The 14,687-nt window shown below is 68.0% G+C and carries 14 protein-coding genes; 8 read left to right on the top strand and 6 right to left on the bottom strand.

From position 1 onward, the window contains the following. Positions 1-347: 347 nt before the first annotated feature. Complete coding sequence (locus WDU99_RS05130) at positions 348-1,118, top strand: ferric reductase-like transmembrane domain-containing protein (protein WP_217532084.1); 771 nt, start codon at positions 348-350, stop codon at positions 1,116-1,118. A gap of 51 nt (positions 1,119-1,169) precedes the next feature. On the opposite strand, the gene WDU99_RS05125 is transcribed toward WDU99_RS05130, so the two are convergent. From WDU99_RS05125 to WDU99_RS05100, 6 genes are all read right to left on the bottom strand, one after another. After that, positions 1,170-2,111 (bottom strand): hypothetical protein, encoded by a 942-nt coding sequence (locus WDU99_RS05125; RefSeq protein WP_337331361.1) that lies wholly within the window; start codon positions 2,109-2,111, stop codon positions 1,170-1,172. Positions 2,112-2,536: 425 nt separating this feature from the next. Further along, positions 2,537-3,343, bottom strand: a complete 807-nt coding sequence (locus WDU99_RS05120; protein ID WP_337331360.1) for an SDR family oxidoreductase — start codon at positions 3,341-3,343, stop codon at positions 2,537-2,539. 24 nt (positions 3,344-3,367) lie between these two features. After that, a complete protein-coding gene (locus tag WDU99_RS05115; protein ID WP_337331359.1) occupies positions 3,368-4,615 on the bottom strand; it encodes an MFS transporter in 1,248 nt (415 codons plus the stop codon). A 1-nt stretch (position 4,616) separates the two neighbouring features. Continuing rightward, the gene (locus WDU99_RS05110; protein ID WP_337331358.1) at positions 4,617-5,156 is read right to left on the bottom strand and encodes a winged helix-turn-helix domain-containing protein; all 540 of its coding nucleotides are present in this window, start codon (positions 5,154-5,156) and stop codon (positions 4,617-4,619) included. 57 nt (positions 5,157-5,213) lie between these two features. Then, positions 5,214-6,314 (bottom strand): DUF4349 domain-containing protein, encoded by a 1,101-nt coding sequence (locus WDU99_RS05105; RefSeq protein ID WP_337331357.1) that lies wholly within the window; start codon positions 6,312-6,314, stop codon positions 5,214-5,216. Then, positions 6,311-6,874 (bottom strand): RNA polymerase sigma factor, encoded by a 564-nt coding sequence (locus WDU99_RS05100; protein WP_337331356.1) that lies wholly within the window; start codon positions 6,872-6,874, stop codon positions 6,311-6,313. Before WDU99_RS05100 ends, WDU99_RS05105 begins: the two co-directional genes overlap by 4 nt. Positions 6,875-7,097: 223 nt before the next feature. On the opposite strand from WDU99_RS05100, the gene WDU99_RS05095 reads away from it, so the two are divergent. The 7 genes from WDU99_RS05095 to WDU99_RS05065 all read left to right on the top strand — a co-directional run bounded on the left by WDU99_RS05095 (position 7,098) and on the right by WDU99_RS05065 (position 14,683). Then, positions 7,098-8,114: a TerC family protein gene (locus WDU99_RS05095; protein ID WP_337331355.1), complete on the top strand. Its 1,017-nt coding sequence runs from the start codon at positions 7,098-7,100 to the stop codon at positions 8,112-8,114. A 183-nt stretch (positions 8,115-8,297) separates the two neighbouring features. Then, the gene (gene leuC, locus WDU99_RS05090) at positions 8,298-9,725 is read left to right on the top strand and encodes a 3-isopropylmalate dehydratase large subunit (protein ID WP_337331354.1); all 1,428 of its coding nucleotides are present in this window, start codon (positions 8,298-8,300) and stop codon (positions 9,723-9,725) included. Further along, entirely contained in the window at positions 9,725-10,345 is a 621-nt protein-coding gene (leuD, locus tag WDU99_RS05085) for a 3-isopropylmalate dehydratase small subunit (RefSeq protein WP_337331353.1), read from the top strand. Before leuC ends, leuD begins: the two co-directional genes overlap by 1 nt. Before the next feature lie 102 nt (positions 10,346-10,447). Continuing rightward, complete coding sequence (murA, locus tag WDU99_RS05080) at positions 10,448-11,812, top strand: UDP-N-acetylglucosamine 1-carboxyvinyltransferase (protein WP_337331352.1); 1,365 nt, start codon at positions 10,448-10,450, stop codon at positions 11,810-11,812. 4 nt (positions 11,813-11,816) lie between these two features. Further along, complete coding sequence (locus tag WDU99_RS05075; RefSeq protein ID WP_337331351.1) at positions 11,817-12,566, top strand: lysophospholipid acyltransferase family protein; 750 nt, start codon at positions 11,817-11,819, stop codon at positions 12,564-12,566. Then, entirely contained in the window at positions 12,556-13,689 is a 1,134-nt protein-coding gene (locus WDU99_RS05070; RefSeq protein ID WP_337331350.1) for an NAD(P)H-dependent glycerol-3-phosphate dehydrogenase, read from the top strand. Before WDU99_RS05075 ends, WDU99_RS05070 begins: the two co-directional genes overlap by 11 nt. Continuing rightward, positions 13,595-14,683: a D-alanine--D-alanine ligase family protein gene (locus WDU99_RS05065; RefSeq protein WP_337331349.1), complete on the top strand. Its 1,089-nt coding sequence runs from the start codon at positions 13,595-13,597 to the stop codon at positions 14,681-14,683. Before WDU99_RS05070 ends, WDU99_RS05065 begins: the two co-directional genes overlap by 95 nt. Positions 14,684-14,687 lie beyond the last annotated feature (4 nt).

The raw sequence follows: 14,687 nt of genomic DNA, 5'->3' as shown, positions 1-14,687 counted from the left end.
CCGGTATGTCCAGATGAGTGCGGATCGACTCCGCTCGCGGCGATCCGATGTGCCGGCGCCCGCCGTAGTGATCCATATGAATCGATCGCTGCCCCGGTGTCGCTTGCCGCGACAGCCTGGTTCCGTGGGGTACAGTGGTCTCCGCCGTGAGGTGCGATGACGGGTGCTGTGCGCAGGTTCGCCCACCATGAATTGCGTCGTAGGGCGTTCATGACGGTCCTCGCGGTTCTCGCCACAGTGATCGGGCTCCTGACGATGCATGCGGTCGTGACGTCCGCGGCGCCGCCCACAACGAGCAGCGGCGCTGTACGGCGATGGTTGACTCGCCGCGAGATCGGAGGATTTCCATGACACGAAACAGCGGTCGCCCGAGGGTCGATACGGCGAACCCAGTGTCCCGCGATGCCGGAAGCGCGACGGCAGGAGGTGCGGGGACGACGGTGGTGCGTCACATCTCGGTCGGCATCATCGCCGTGCTGCTCACTGCGCTGTTCTGGTGGAGCCGCATGGAGTGGACGCCCGACATGCGGCTCTGGCGTGCGGTCGGCGACTCAGCGGTGGTGTTGCTCTTCGCAGCGCTCGCCATGGGGCCTGCCGCGCGGCTCTCCGCGGTGGCGGCCGGGATGCTGCACTGGCGGCGTCAAGTGGGGATCTGGGCCGGTCTGGCAAGCGTGCTGCATGCAGTTCTCGTGATCGACGGCTGGGCGAAATGGAGCGTGCAGCGTTTCCTGGGATACGAGTTCGTGCCGCAGCTCGGGCGGGAGGTCCGGCTCGAGCCTGGGTTCGGTCTGGCGAACCTCATCGGCCTCGTCGCCGTACTCTGGCTCCTGGTGCTGCTCGCGACCTCATCCGACCGTGCCGTGCGGCTGCTGGGCGGGCGTTCCTGGAAGTGGCTGCACGGTGGAGCGAATGTGGTGTTCTACCTGGCGGTCCTTCACTCCGCATACTTCCTGTTCCTGCATTACACGGCCTCGTTCCACCGCGCCGTGCCGGACGCGAATTGGTTCCGCTTTCCGATGCTCGGCCTCGCGGTCGTCCTGCTCCTGCTCAAGTGGGCTGCGTTCTTCAGCACTGTGCGGGCGGGCCGGCCCCGGAGACCGGCCGCGGGCGGCGCTTGAGGGACCGAGCCGTTCCCGCGCTCGTCGCATGGCGCTTCACCAACAGGTCGATCAGCCTGCGCACCGCTGGAAGACCAGTACGCGGTTGGATCCGCGGGGAAGGACGAGGTCGCTGAGGCGCTTGTCGTGTCGCATGTCGAAGGAACGCTGCGAGTCGTACGCGCGCCAGTCGCTCGCGCCGGTCTCGGTGATGCTCGTGATCACGACGTAGGTTTCAACAGATCGTGTCTCGAATACTGCCCGCTCGAACGGGTTGCCGGGCGGTGGCCAGGAACAGATGACGACACGGGGCGAGTGCTTTCGGAGTGCGGCGCGAGCATCGGATCGCTCGACGTCGGTGCCGTAGTCGATTACGCTGTCCCAACCGTGGTCGTCTGTCGCACGGGCGCTCACGCCTTCGGCTGACAGGAACCGTGACAGGGTTCCGTCACCGGCCGCGATTTCCAGCACTTCGCGTCCCCGTGCCAGCCCGCGGAGGGCGCGGATGAACGGCCGCGAGTAGAAGCAGTAAATCCCCTTCGAGCGTACGAGCGGCATCAACCTGCGCCGTTGCCAGGCAACTCGCCAAGCGACCCTGTACGCCCAGATCGAGACCGGCTTCCGCCGTAGCCCTCGTTCGAAGAACACCCGTTGCAGGAGCCATCCGTTGACAAGGCCGAATCGGACGCGGCCGCCGTCGGTGACACCGCTTTCGGCCGCGACGCTTGCTGCCCGGATCAATCGAAGGATGACGTGGTCTCGCACCCGCCGGTGGACACGGTCTGGTTCGGACGACAGGTGGTCGGTCGGCCTGGTGCTCGGCTGGACGAGTCGACCGACCAGCTGCTCGACCGCGCCTGGTCCGCCTGCGCTCGCCCGACCCACCGCTTCGGACGCCTGCGACCATGCTGTCGGGAAACGATCCCGGATCTCGTGCAAAGGCGGGTTGGATGCGAGCCACGAGACGACCCGCGGCAACTGCCGGTATTCCCCGGCTCGTGCGGCCTTCTTCACGCACACGCCGTGCGGGCAGCCCGGTCCGCCGCCTGTTCGGCTCCGTTCACGAGGTCGAGGTACCTGCCGTCAAGCATGTGGAGATCCTCCCACAGGCTGGCTCGGGAACATGAGTTCGCTACTCGGCATACTCGACAACTGCACAGAGGCACGAGGATTACCCGCCTCCAGAGGGGCGCAAACGTGGCAACATTTTGGCAACGAACGCTGACGACGGGACTTTCCGCGACGCACTCGACGCACGCGGAACCCCTGTAAACACAGGGCAGAACGGGCTCCGGTACGCAGTTCCGGGGGAGCCGATTCCCCTCTCACGGCGGTAACGCGGGTTCGAATCCCGCTGGGGTCACAACACCGCGAAGGCCCTCCGATCACTCGGAGGGCCTTCGTCGTATCCGGCTGAAGACCCGCGCGGGCCGCAACGCTCAGCCGCGACGCCAGCTGTCGTCGGTCAGGTGCGATCCGGCTTGCGGACCCATCTGCAGCATCCCGCCGTCGACGCTCCACTCTGCGCCGGTGACGTAGCTCGACGCCGCGGAGGCGAGGAACGCGATCACCGCAGCCACCTCCTCCGCCTTGCCGGGGCGTCCCAGCGGGACGCCGGGGCGGTGCGTGCGATCCGCATCCTCGGAGTCGCGTCCGCTGGCGGCCGTCGCGATCTCACCCGGTGCCACCGCATTGCAGGTGATGCCGTGCTCGCCGAGCTCCTGCGCCATGTTCTTGATCAGCCCGGTCAGGCCGTGCTTCGCGGCGATGTACGCCGACAGCCCGACCCGTGGCTGGTGCGCGTGCACGCTCGTCACCGCGATGATGCGTCCGCCGCTGCCGGCGCGGACCATCCGCCGAGCTGCGGTCTGCAATCCTGCGAAGGCGCCGTCGAGGTTCAGAGCCACAGTGTCGCGCCACTCGTCGAGTGGAACCTCGAGGAACGGTCTGCGCACGCTCGCGCCGGCGTTGTTCACGAAGACGTCCACGCCGCCGAGCTCGTCGGCGAGGCCGTCGATCACGCCGGCGACATCGCCGAGTTCCGTTGCATCGAACCGGGTGACGATCGCGCGGCGCCCGCGTTCGCGCACCCGCTCTGCCGTGCGCTCCGCGCCTTCCCGGTCGGTGTGCCACGTGATGCCGACGTCCATGCCGGCGTCTGCGAGGGCGAGCGCCGTCGCCGCGCCGATGCCCGAGTCGGATGCTGTGACGATGGCGTGTCGAGGAGTGAATCGGTCTTCCGTCATGGCCGAACGCTACCCGAGTCGGGGTCAGGCGGCAGGGGCCTTGTCGCGCAGGGCGATCGCGCGTAGGCGAGGGTTGCGCAGCGGGACGATCATCAGCACCGCGAGCGCTCCGCCGTAGAGGGCGAATGGCATCCAGATGGGCAGGATCGACGCCAGCAGGCCGAACAGCGCCATCGCGAGCGGCATCAGGCAGTCGTCGCCCAAGCGGGTGATCGACGACATGCGGCCCAGGTACTCGGGTGCGATCGTGGCGGCGAACGTCGCCCCCAGCAGCACGGAGGCGAAGCCGGCGGTGAGGCCGATGACCACGCAGCCGATGCCGACGGCGATCGGCGAGCCGATACCGAGGCTGATGATGCCCACCCCCTGAACGACCAGCGCCCAGAACGCTCCGATCGCCTCGTGGCGCGGTCGCCGGCGCACGACCACCAGCGCGCCGACCATCGCACCGCCGCCGACGAGTGCCTCGAACACGCCGACCGCCCCGGCACCCCAGCCGTGCTCGGTTGCCTGCAGCGCGAGCCCGATCGCGAGGGCGGGGCCCACGGCGAGGTTCAGGCCGGAGAGGGCGATCACGAGCGTGCGGGTCGCGGAGTCCTGCGACAGGTGCCTGAATCCGGATGCCACGCCGTGCAGCACGCTCTCGCCCGTCGTGCGCGGCAGGGCGAAGTGCGGGCGCAGCCAGATGGCGATGAATGCGATCACGAGCGTGAAGGTGATCGCATCGGCGGTGGCGCTGCCGGGCATCCCGCTCCAGGCGACGAGGAAGCCGCCCATGGCGGCGCCCGCCATCGTTCCGAGTCGGCTGAGAGTCTGTCCGAGCGCCGAGTAAGACGGCAGGTCCGCCGGCTGCACCAGCTGGCGGGGGATGGTGCCGGCGGCCGGTTCGTAGAACGCATCGCAGATGCCGAAGGCGACGGTGGTGACGAGCAGGATGGCGACGGTGGGCTCGGTGGTGAGGATCCAGACCGCGGTCGCCACGAGCACGACGACTCGGATGCTGTTGAACAGCAGCATCATGCGCCGGGCATCCACGCGGTCGGCGATCGCGCCGCCGATCAGCAGGATCACCGCACGCGGCACGGTGCCCGCGGCCACGATGAGGCCGGCCACCGCGGGGGAGGCGATCTGCACGGCGGTCCAGGCGACGGCGATGGTCCAGACGGCGTCACCGGCGTCGGAGAGGGCCTTCACGACGAGCCAGGTCTGCACCATGCGGTCGCGACGGAACGGCGGGGGTGTGCGCAGCAGGCGCGGTTCGGTCGAGGTCATCTCACACCTCGGTGGGGAAGCCGTGCGCGAAGAAGAACACGGGCATGCGCTGCCTGCCGTCCGCGCGATCGATCGATGAGCGCCACTCGTCGAGGGTGCTGCTGAGGCGACGCGACAGGTCCATGAGCTCTTCGGGCGTCGCCCAGGCCAGGGTGTCGGTCGTGAAGCCCTCCACATCCGTGGTGCGGCTCGTCTTGTGCCACTGCTGCAGACGCTCGAGCTGATGGCGCACGTTCAGTCGCTCGGCCTCACGGGCCAGGTAGGCGTCGGCGGGGGAGTCGTCGAAATCGCGACTCGACCAGGTCAGCGACCTGCGGCTCAGGCGCCACCAGCTCGTGCGCCGGTCGCCGGAGGGGTCGTCGACCTGCTCGACGACGTCGGCGCGCTGCAGCATGCGGAGGTGATGGCTGATGCTGCCCACCTGGGCGTCGAGCGCGCGGGCGAGCGTGCCCACCTGGGCGGTCTCGTGCAGCAGCAGGTGATCGACGATGCGCCGGCGCAGGGGATGGTGCACCGCGGTGATGACTGAGATCTCTTCCACGTCGGCAACGGTAAGCGCTGCCGCCGAATCACACAAGACTTCTTGTATACCCCGGAATCACGCGGATTCTTCCTCCTCGCCATGCGACTCGGGGCGCCCTTTGCGGCGCCGTCTCACCAGCCAGATGACCAGCACCACGGCCCCGGCGATGACCAGCCAGGGCAGCAGGAAGCCCAGAGCGACCACGAGCGCGTTCAGCGACACGATCAGGCCGTTCCAGCCCGCGAGCAGTCCGTCCGCGAAGCCGGCGGGATCGGCCGTGGTCGCGGTGGTCTGCTCGGTCAGCCGGATCGACAGCGACGACATCGTGACCTGCTCGTCGAGGGCCTTGAGCTGCTGCTCGTAGCTCTCCAGCTGGGCCTGGCGTTCGCTCAGCGCCGACTCGGCGGCGATCAGATCGCCCACCGAGCCGGACTTGCTCATCAGCTCGGTCAGCCGCTGCACCGAGGCCCGCGAGGCCTCGACGCGCGCCTGCAGGTCCACCACCGTCGACGTCACGTCGGTGCGCGAGATCGACGAGCGCAGCACTTCACCATGCGCGTCGAGCGCACTCATCACCTCGGTGAGGTCCTCGGCGGGGACTCGGATGCTGATCCAGCCGCTCCCGGGGGGAGTGGGCGGACCGGGTGAGACCTGTGCCGCGGCATCGGGCACGAGCCCGACATCGGTCGCCTCCACGTAGCCGTCGTGCTCGGCGGCGAGGTCGGTGATGGCATCCACCGCGCCCGCCACGTCCTCCACGCGCACGGTCGCCTCGGCCGTGCTGATGATCTCACGCCCGGCGTCCGCATCCTCGGACACGGCGCCGCCCGCCGCGGAATCCGCCGCCATGCCATCCGCCGGCGCCAGCTCCGCCGACTCGGGTACGCCGATGGGCGCTTCGCCCGACGTCTCCGCGTCGTACTGGACGCTCGAGCCGGCGCCGGTCGGTGAGACCGCGTTCAGCAACGGCGGAGCGATCAGGATGCCACCCACGAACGCGGCCGCGATGCCGAGCCCCGTCACCCACCGCCGGCGCCGCGTCGAGCGCGCCGGCGCGGCGGACTCCGGGTGCACGACGGCTTCGCCTCTGTCGATCTCGTCGAAGACCGCGTGTTCGATGCGTGCGATGCTCGCCTCGCTCAGCGGGGCGAGTGTGGTGTCACCGTTCTCAGTCATGCGTCTCTCACTTCCCTGGCCGCGCCCCGCAGGCGCGTGCGTACACGGGAGAGACGGTTCCGCACGACCGCGTGGCTGACCCCGAGCTCTTCGGCGGCGGCCTGATACGCGTAGCCGTCCACTGCGCACAGGTGGAAGATCCGCTGATCGATGTCGTCGAGCAGACCCACCTCCTGTGCGATGCGGTCGGCGAGGGCGGCGGTGATGACCTGATCCTCGACACTCACCGAATCCGGGAGCGTCTCATCGAGGGCATCCGCGGTGTTCGCGCGGTCGCGGCGCAGGATCCGCAGCCGGTTGGCGGCCTGGAACCGGCAGATGGTCGCCAGCCACGGCAGCAGCGACTCGCCCACCAGCTCCAATCCCGGCAGTTTCCGCCAGGCGACCACGAAGGTCTCCTGTGTCACGTCCTCGGCATCCGCGGCCGAGCCGAGGATGCCGTGCGCGATCCAGTACACCGGCTTCACGTGCGCGTGATAGATCGCCCGGAACGCACCCTGATCACCGGATGCGGCCCGTGCCGCCCGTTCGCGGTCCTCGCTGCTCGTCGGCATTGCCATCCCGATCGTCACACCTCACGACACTGTCTCTCACCTGCAGAGTGTCGCCGAATGTCTCATCGTCTCAGAGTCCGGTACGCTTGTCCCTGCGAGAGGGAGTATCCCGTGTTCGCGCGTTCGTCATCACGAGCATCGTCATCGCTGCTCCGGACGCGTGCCGCACGCTGTGCGGGGGAGAGACTTTCGGCCTTCCACGACCCTCTTCGAAAGGTGCTGTGCGCCCTTGAACATCCCTCTCTGGTTCGAGATCGGCTCGCTTGTCGTGCTCGTTCTCATCCTCATCGGCGATCTGCTGCTCGTCCGCCTCCGCCCGCACATTCCCTCCACCAAGGAATCCAGCCTGTGGGTGCTGTTCTACGTCACCCTCGCGCTCGTCTTCGCCGGACTGCTCTGGGCCTTCGCCGGGGGTCAGTTCGCCGGCGAGTTCCTCACCGGCTGGGCGCTGGAGTACAGCCTCTCCATCGACAACCTGTTCGTCTTCGTGCTGATCATGGCGCAGTTCGCAGTACCGCGCCGATTGCAGCAGCAGGTGCTGATGGTGGGCATCCTCATCGCCATCGTGCTGCGCGGCCTCTTCATCGTCGCCGGCGTCGCGATCATCGAGAACTTCTCGCCGATCTTCTACATCTTCGGTGCCTTCCTCATCTGGACGGCGATCCGGCAGGCCATGCCCGAAGGCGATCACGAGGGCGAGGTGAAGCGCGAGAACTTCATCGTCCGTCTGCTGCGCCGTCGCATCGACATCAGCGACGAGTACGACGACGCGAAGCTGCGCACGGTCGTCGACGGCAAGAAGATCTGGACGCCGATGATCATCGTCTTCGTGGCCATCGGCTTCACCGATCTGATGTTCGCGATCGACTCGATCCCCGCGATCTTCAGCATCACCCAGGACAGCTTCCTGGTCTTCACCGCGAACATCTTCGCGCTCATGGGTCTGCGTCAGCTGTACTTCCTGCTCGGCGATCTGCTCGATCGTCTGCGCTACCTGCACTACGGCATCGCCGTGATCCTCGGCTTCATCGGAGTCAAGCTCGTGCTGCACGCGATGCACGTCAACGAACTGCCGTTCATCAACGGCGGCGAGCACATCGAGTGGGCGCCTGATATCCCGATCTGGCTGTCGCTCTCGGTCATCGTCGTCTCGATGCTCGTCGCCACCGTCGCGAGCCTGATCGCGTCGTCGAAGGAGAAGCGCCAGGCGCAGACCCGGCTTCACCCCGGACCGCCCACGCACTGACGAAAAGACGCATCCGCGCTCACGCGCGGTCATACGGTGAGAACCACCCGTCGCCGCCGTGTAAACTGACCGGCATGCGGCGGGTGGTTCTTCTTCTTAGCAGCCGCGACGGGATCTGATCCAGGCCTTCCTCGTCGCGGCGTCCAGCGCGGGCCGATTCATGAGCCAGAAGGAATACACCGCATGACCAGCAGTACCAAGCCGCGTACTCTCGCCGAGAAGGTCTGGGACGACCATCTCGTCGTCCAGGGCGAGAACGGCGAGCCGGACCTGATCTACATCGATCTGCACCTGGTGCACGAGGTGACCAGCCCGCAGGCCTTCGACGGGCTGCGTGCCGAGCGGCGTCCGCTGCGGCGACTCGATCTGACGATCGCCACTGAGGACCACAACACCCCCACGCTGAACATCGACAAGCCGATCGCTGATCTGACCAGTCGCACGCAGATCGAGACGCTGCGCCGAAACGCCGAGGAGTTCGGCGTGCGACTGCACTCACTGGGTGATGCCGAGCAGGGCATCGTGCACGTCGTCGGCCCGCAGCTGGGACTGACGATGCCCGGCATCACCGTCGTGTGCGGCGACTCGCACACCTCCACGCACGGGGCGTTCGGCGCGATGGCATTCGGCATCGGCACCAGCGAGGTCGAGCACGTGATGGCCACGCAGACGCTGCCGCTGAAGCCGTTCAAGACCATGGCGATCAACGTCGACGGCGAGCTGCGTCCCGGCGTGACCGCCAAGGACATCATCCTCGCGGTGATCGCGAAGATCGGCACCGGCGGCGGACAGGGCTACGTGCTCGAGTATCGCGGCAGCGCCATCCGCTCCCTCTCGATGGAGGGGCGCATGACGATCTGCAACATGTCGATCGAGGCGGGCGCGCGTGCCGGCATGGTCGCCCCCGACGAGACGACCTTCGCGTACGTCAAGGACAAGCCGCACGCTCCGCAGGGTCAGGACTGGGACGACGCGGTCGCGTACTGGCGGACCCTGCCGACGGACGAGGGCGCCGTCTTCGACGCCGAGTTGTTCATCGACGCGAACGAGCTCGAGCCGTTCGTCACCTGGGGCACCAACCCCGGCCAGGGCAGCTCGCTGTCCGCATCCGTGCCGGACCCCGCCGAGATCGCGGATGCCAATGCCCGAGCGGCCGCCGAGCGGGCGCTCGAGTACATGGACCTCACGCCGGGCACTCCCCTCAAGGAGGTCAAGGTCGACGCCGTGTTCATGGGTTCGTGCACGAACAGTCGTATCGAGGACCTGCGCGCGTTCGCCTCGATCATCGAGGGGAAGAAGAAGGCCGACGGTGTGCGCGTCATGGTCGTGCCCGGCTCGGCACGCGTCCGCCTCGAGGCCGAGGCCGAGGGCATCGACAAGATCGTCGAGGCGTTCGGTGCGGAATGGCGATTCGCCGGATGCTCGATGTGCCTCGGCATGAACCCCGACCAGCTCGCACCGGGCGAGCGCTGCGCATCGACATCCAACCGCAACTTCGAAGGCCGGCAGGGCAAGGGCGGGCGCACCCACCTGGTCTCGCCGCTCGTCGCCGCGGCGACCGCGGTGCGCGGCACACTGTCGAGTCCGGCCGACCTGGAGGGGAGCAACTGATGGAGAAGTTCACCACGCACACCGGGATCGCCGCCCCGCTCAAGCGCTCCAACGTCGACACCGACCAGATCATCCCCGCCGTGTTCCTCAAGCGGGTAACCAAGACCGGCTTCGATGACGCGCTGTTCCACGCCTGGCGTCAGGATGAGGGCTTCGTGTTGAATCAGAAGCCGTTCCAGGGCGCCTCCGTGCTCGTCGCCGGACCCGACTTCGGCACCGGCTCGAGTCGTGAGCACGCCGTGTGGGCGCTGCGCGACTTCGGCTTCAAGGTGGTTCTGAGCCCGCGCTTCGCCGACATCTTCCGCGGCAACTCCGGTAAGCAGGGCCTGCTCGCCGCGACCGTGGATGAGTCCGACATCGAACGCATCTGGGCGCTGATCGACGAGCAGCCCGGCCGTGAGATCACGGTCGACCTCGAGGCCCGCACCGTGACGGTCCCCGGAGCCCCGGCCGGCGCGGAGCCCGTCTTCCAGGCTGAGATCGGGATCGACGATTACACTAGATGGCGGCTCCTCGAGGGGCTCGATGACATCGGGCTCACACTGCGCAACGAAGACAAGATCGCGCAGTTCGAGGCCCGCCGCGAGTCGTGGCGGCCACGTACGCTTCCCGTCCGATAGGGCGGCAGCGGGTGGGCCGGGGGCCACAAGCCCCTACGGCATCCGCCGTGATCAACACAGTTCGCGGCGACCGCCGCGTCTGTCCGAGAAGAAGAGGCCCGAATGACGACATCCGCGCGCGACGCCGCAGTTGAGCTGGCTCCGGTTCCCACCGCATCCGTGCTCGCGATCCGAGGAGGCCGGCCGCTGCGCGGTCGGGTCGACGTGAAGGGCGCGAAGAACCTCGCCACCAAGGCGATGGTCGCCACGCTGCTCGGTGAATCCGCCAGCACGCTGCGCGATGTGCCGGATCTCAGCGACGTCGCCGTTGTGCGCTCGCTGCTCGAGGTGCATGGCGTCGCGGTGACTGAGGGCGACGAGCCCGGTTCGCTCGTGTTCGACCCCAGTGCGGTCGAGTCGGCGCACTACGAGGAGATCGACGCGCACGCCGGAGCCTCCCGCATCCCGATCCTGTTCTGCGGGCCGCTGCTGCACCGTCTCGGACAGGCGTTCATCCCGGACCTCGGCGGATGCCGCATCGGAGACCGTCCCATCGACTTCCACCTCGACGCGCTGCGCAAGTTCGGCGCCGTCGTCGAGAAGCAGCCCAGCGGCATCCGTCTGTCGGCACCCCACGGTCTCAAGGGCGCGAGCATCCACCTGCCGTACCCCAGCGTCGGCGCCACCGAGCAGGTGCTGCTCACGGCCGTTCGCGCCGAGGGGACGACCGAGCTGCGTAACGCCGCGATCGAGCCCGAGATCATGGATCTCATCGCCGTGCTGCAGAAGATGGGCGCCATCATCTCGTACGAGCCCAACCGCGTGATCGTGATCGAGGGTGTCGACGAGCTGCGCGGGTACGACCACCGCTGCATCTTCGATCGCAACGAGGCCGCTTCCTGGGCATCCGCCGCACTGGCGACTGACGGCGAGATCTTCGTCGGCGGCGCGAAGCAGCAGGAGATGCTGACCTTCCTGAACGTGTTCCGCAAGGCCGGCGGATGGTTCGACGTGCAGGAGGACGGCATCCTCTTCCGCCGCGGCGGCGCGCTCAAGCCCGTCGTCGTCGAGACCGACGTGCACCCCGGCTTCATGACCGATTGGCAGCAGCCGCTGATCGTGGCGCTGACGCAGGCCGAGGGGCGCTCCATCGTGCACGAGACGGTGTACGAGAACCGCTTCGGCTTCACCCAGGCGCTGGTGAAGATGGGTGCCGATATCGTCGTGCATCCGCACGGACTGCAGAACGGGCCGCGTCGTGTGCCGCGTCGCGAGCTCGAGCAGGCCGCCGTCGTCACCGGGCCCACGCCGCTGCGCGGCGCCGATATCGTCGTGCCCGATCTGCGCGGTGGATACAGCCACGTGATCGCTGCGCTCACCGCCGAGGGCGAGTCTCAGGTCTCGGGCGTCGACATCCTCAGCCGGGGCTACGAGAAGTTCCTCGACAAGCTGCGGGCGCTCGGCGCCGACTTCGACGTCGTCCGGTGATCTGATGGCAGCATCCGAACGCAGCCGGCCCAGCATGTTCTGGCCGCTCGCGGCCATCGTCGTGCCGATCCTGTCGGCGATCGCGAAGATCACTGCGATCCACGACGAGAAGCTTCCCCGGCAGGGGGCCTTCGTGCTCGCCCCGAACCACTACTCGGAATTCGACCCGCTGATCGTCGCGCTGGCGGTGTTCCGCACTGGCCGGCTGCCGCGCTTCATGGCGAAGGAGAGTCTGTTCCGTGTCCCGGTCGTCGGCTGGGTGCTGAAGAAGACGGGCATGATCCCCGTTGCGCGCACTTCGTCCACCTCGGCGGCCAAGCAGACCATGGCGCAGTCGCGAGAGCTCGTCGAGACCGGGCGCGGCGTGATCGTCTACCCCGAGGGCACGCTCACCCGTGACCCCCACCTGTGGCCGATGCGCGGCAAGTCGGGCGCGGTTCGTCTGGCGCTGTCGGGTGACATCCCGCTGATCCCGGTGGCGCACTGGGGCACCCAGCAGATCATGGGCCGCTATCAGAAGGGCCTGAGCCTGTGGCCGCCGCGCAAGCCGGTGCGCGTGCTGTTCGGCGACCCGGTCGATCTGTCCGACCTCAAGGGGCGCGCCGGCGAGCCGGGCGTGCTCATCGAGGCGACCGACCGGCTGATGGCCGCGATCACCGCACTGCTCGAGGAGCTGCGGGGCGAGCAGGCTCCCGCGGAGCGCTGGAATCCGGCACAGCACGGTCAGAACGAGACGGGGCGCCTTGAACCGTAGACGCACACCCGAAGCCACCACGCGGGCGACCATCATCGGCGCCGGCAGCTGGGGCACCACGTTCGGCAAGATCCTCGCCGACGGCGGAGCGCAGGTGACGATGTGGGCCCGCCGACCCGAACTGGCGCTCGAGATCTCCGAGGCCAAACGCAACTCCAACTACCTGCCCGGCATCAATCTGCCGCGCACGATGATGGCCACGCACGACCTCGCCGGTGCGCTCGGCGGGGCCGACCAGATCTATCTGTCGGTGCCCAGCCAGTCGCTGCGTGAGAACCTCAAGGCGCTGCGACCGCTGCTCGCCGAGAGCGATGCACCGATCGTCAGTCTGATGAAGGGGGTCGAGCGCTCGTCCGGGCTGCGGATGAGCCAGGTGATCGAGCAGGAGCTGAATTGCGATCCTGATCGCATCGCCGTGGCATCCGGCCCGAACCTCGCGCTCGAGATCGCTCGCGAGCAGCCGACCGCTGCGGTGATCGCGTCGAGCAGCCAGGACACCGCGGACGCCGTCGCGCGCACCGCCCGCAACAGGTACTTCCGGTCCTTCGTGAACACCGATGTGATCGGCACCGAGTTCGGCGGCGTGCTGAAGAACCTCATCGCCGTCGCGATCGGGATCGTCGACGGCGTGGGCTACGGCGAGAACACCAAGGCCTCGATCATCACCCGCGGGCTGGTCGAGATGACGGACTTCGCCGTCGCGAACGGCGCGAAGCCCGAGACACTGCAGGGTCTGGCCGGCCTCGGCGATCTGATCGCCACCTGCCAGTCACCGCTCAGCCGCAACAACACCGCGGGCCGGCTGCTCGGGCAGGGATACAGCTTCCAGGACGTCATCAAGCAGATGGAGCAGACGGCGGAGGGACTCGCCTCCGTCGCACCCGTGCTGCAGCTCGCCCGGGAGTCAGAGGTCCACATGCCCATCGTGGAACAGGTGAAGATGGTGCTCGACGGGCGCCTCGATCCCCGCGACATCGCCCCGCACCTCACCACAGACGATGACACTCCCCAGGAGGAGAGGACCAATCATGGACAAGCAGACGGTGGTGGTGCTCTTCGGCGGGCGTTCCAGCGAGCATTCGATCAGTTCCGCAACGGCGGGCGGGGTGCTGGGCGCGATTGATCGCGATCGCTACTCGGTGATCCCGGTGGGGATCACGCGGGAGGGGGCTTTCGTCCTCGAGGAGGACCGTCCCGAGAAGTTCCCGCTCGAGGCCACCCACCTTCCCGAGGTCGTCGACAACGGCACGCGGGTGCGCTGGCCCGAGCCCGGAGGAGATCGGATGCTGCGCGTCGCGGCCCCGGACGGCTCGACGATCGATCTCGGCGAGATCGATGTGGTGCTCCCGCTGCTGCACGGACTGCACGGCGAGGACGGCGCCATCCAGGGGTTCTTCGATGTGATCGATGTGCCGTACGCGGGCGGGGGGATCCTCGACTCGGCGGTATGCCTCGACAAGCACTTCACCAAACTCGCACTCTCGGCTGCGGGGATCTCGGTGGCGCCGGGCATCACCGTGCGCCAGCACGACTGGGAGGTCGACCCCGAACGGATTCGCACCGCCGTCGCCGAGCTGGGCGAGGTCGTGTTCGTCAAGCCGTCTGACGCGGGCTCGAGCGTGGGGGTCTCCCGCGTCGACGCCGGCGAGGGGCTGGATGAGGCGCTCCGGATCGCCTTCGCCGAGAGTCCGAAGGTTCTCATCGAGTCGAAGGTCGCGGGTCGCGAGATCGAGGTCGGGGTGCTCGCGGGTCGTGAGGGTGCGCGCGCTCGGGCGTCACTGCCCGGCGAGGTCGTGCTGACCTCGCGCAGCTTCTACGACTTCGAGGGCAAGTACCTCGGCGGTGACGGTGTCGAGATCGTCTGCCCCGCAGAGGTCGACGACGGGCTGATCGCCGAGCTGCAGCAGACCGCCGTTCGTGCCTTCGAGGCGGTCGACGGCAAGGGACTGGCCCGGGTGGACTTCTTCGTGACGCCCGAGGGCGGACTCGTCGTCAACGAGCTGAACACCATGCCCGGCTTCACGCCGATCTCGATGTTCCCGAAGTGCTGGATCGCCTCGGGGCTCAACTACGGCGAGCTGATCACCGAGCTGATCGAGGCCGGCCTGCGGCGCTGACGCG

The sequence above is a fragment of the Microbacterium bandirmense genome, assembly GCF_037204185.1.
In the GTDB taxonomy this organism is placed as follows: Bacteria; Actinomycetota; Actinomycetes; order Actinomycetales; family Microbacteriaceae; genus Microbacterium; species Microbacterium bandirmense.
Note: the sequence above shows the minus strand (reverse complement) of the source record. Positions and strands in the feature narration are given on the sequence as shown.

What these genes read in the sequence shown, in the direction of transcription:
- WDU99_RS05105 (WP_337331357.1), bottom strand. Translation starts at nt 6,314, where the DNA reads ATGACTGAGAACGGTGACACCACACTCGCCCCGCTGAGCGAGGCGAGC.
- WDU99_RS05065 (WP_337331349.1), top strand. Translation starts at nt 13,595, where the DNA reads ATGGACAAGCAGACGGTGGTGGTGCTCTTCGGCGGGCGTTCCAGCGAG.
- WDU99_RS05115 (WP_337331359.1), bottom strand. Translation starts at nt 4,615, where the DNA reads ATGACCTCGACCGAACCGCGCCTGCTGCGCACACCCCCGCCGTTCCGT.
- WDU99_RS05075 (WP_337331351.1), top strand. Translation starts at nt 11,817, where the DNA reads ATGGCAGCATCCGAACGCAGCCGGCCCAGCATGTTCTGGCCGCTCGCG.
- leuC (WP_337331354.1), top strand. Translation starts at nt 8,298, where the DNA reads ATGACCAGCAGTACCAAGCCGCGTACTCTCGCCGAGAAGGTCTGGGAC.
- murA (WP_337331352.1), top strand. Translation starts at nt 10,448, where the DNA reads ATGACGACATCCGCGCGCGACGCCGCAGTTGAGCTGGCTCCGGTTCCC.
- WDU99_RS05100 (WP_337331356.1), bottom strand. Translation starts at nt 6,874, where the DNA reads ATGGCAATGCCGACGAGCAGCGAGGACCGCGAACGGGCGGCACGGGCC.
- leuD (WP_337331353.1), top strand. Translation starts at nt 9,725, where the DNA reads ATGGAGAAGTTCACCACGCACACCGGGATCGCCGCCCCGCTCAAGCGC.
- WDU99_RS05130 (WP_217532084.1), top strand. Translation starts at nt 348, where the DNA reads ATGACACGAAACAGCGGTCGCCCGAGGGTCGATACGGCGAACCCAGTG.
- WDU99_RS05120 (WP_337331360.1), bottom strand. Translation starts at nt 3,343, where the DNA reads ATGACGGAAGACCGATTCACTCCTCGACACGCCATCGTCACAGCATCC.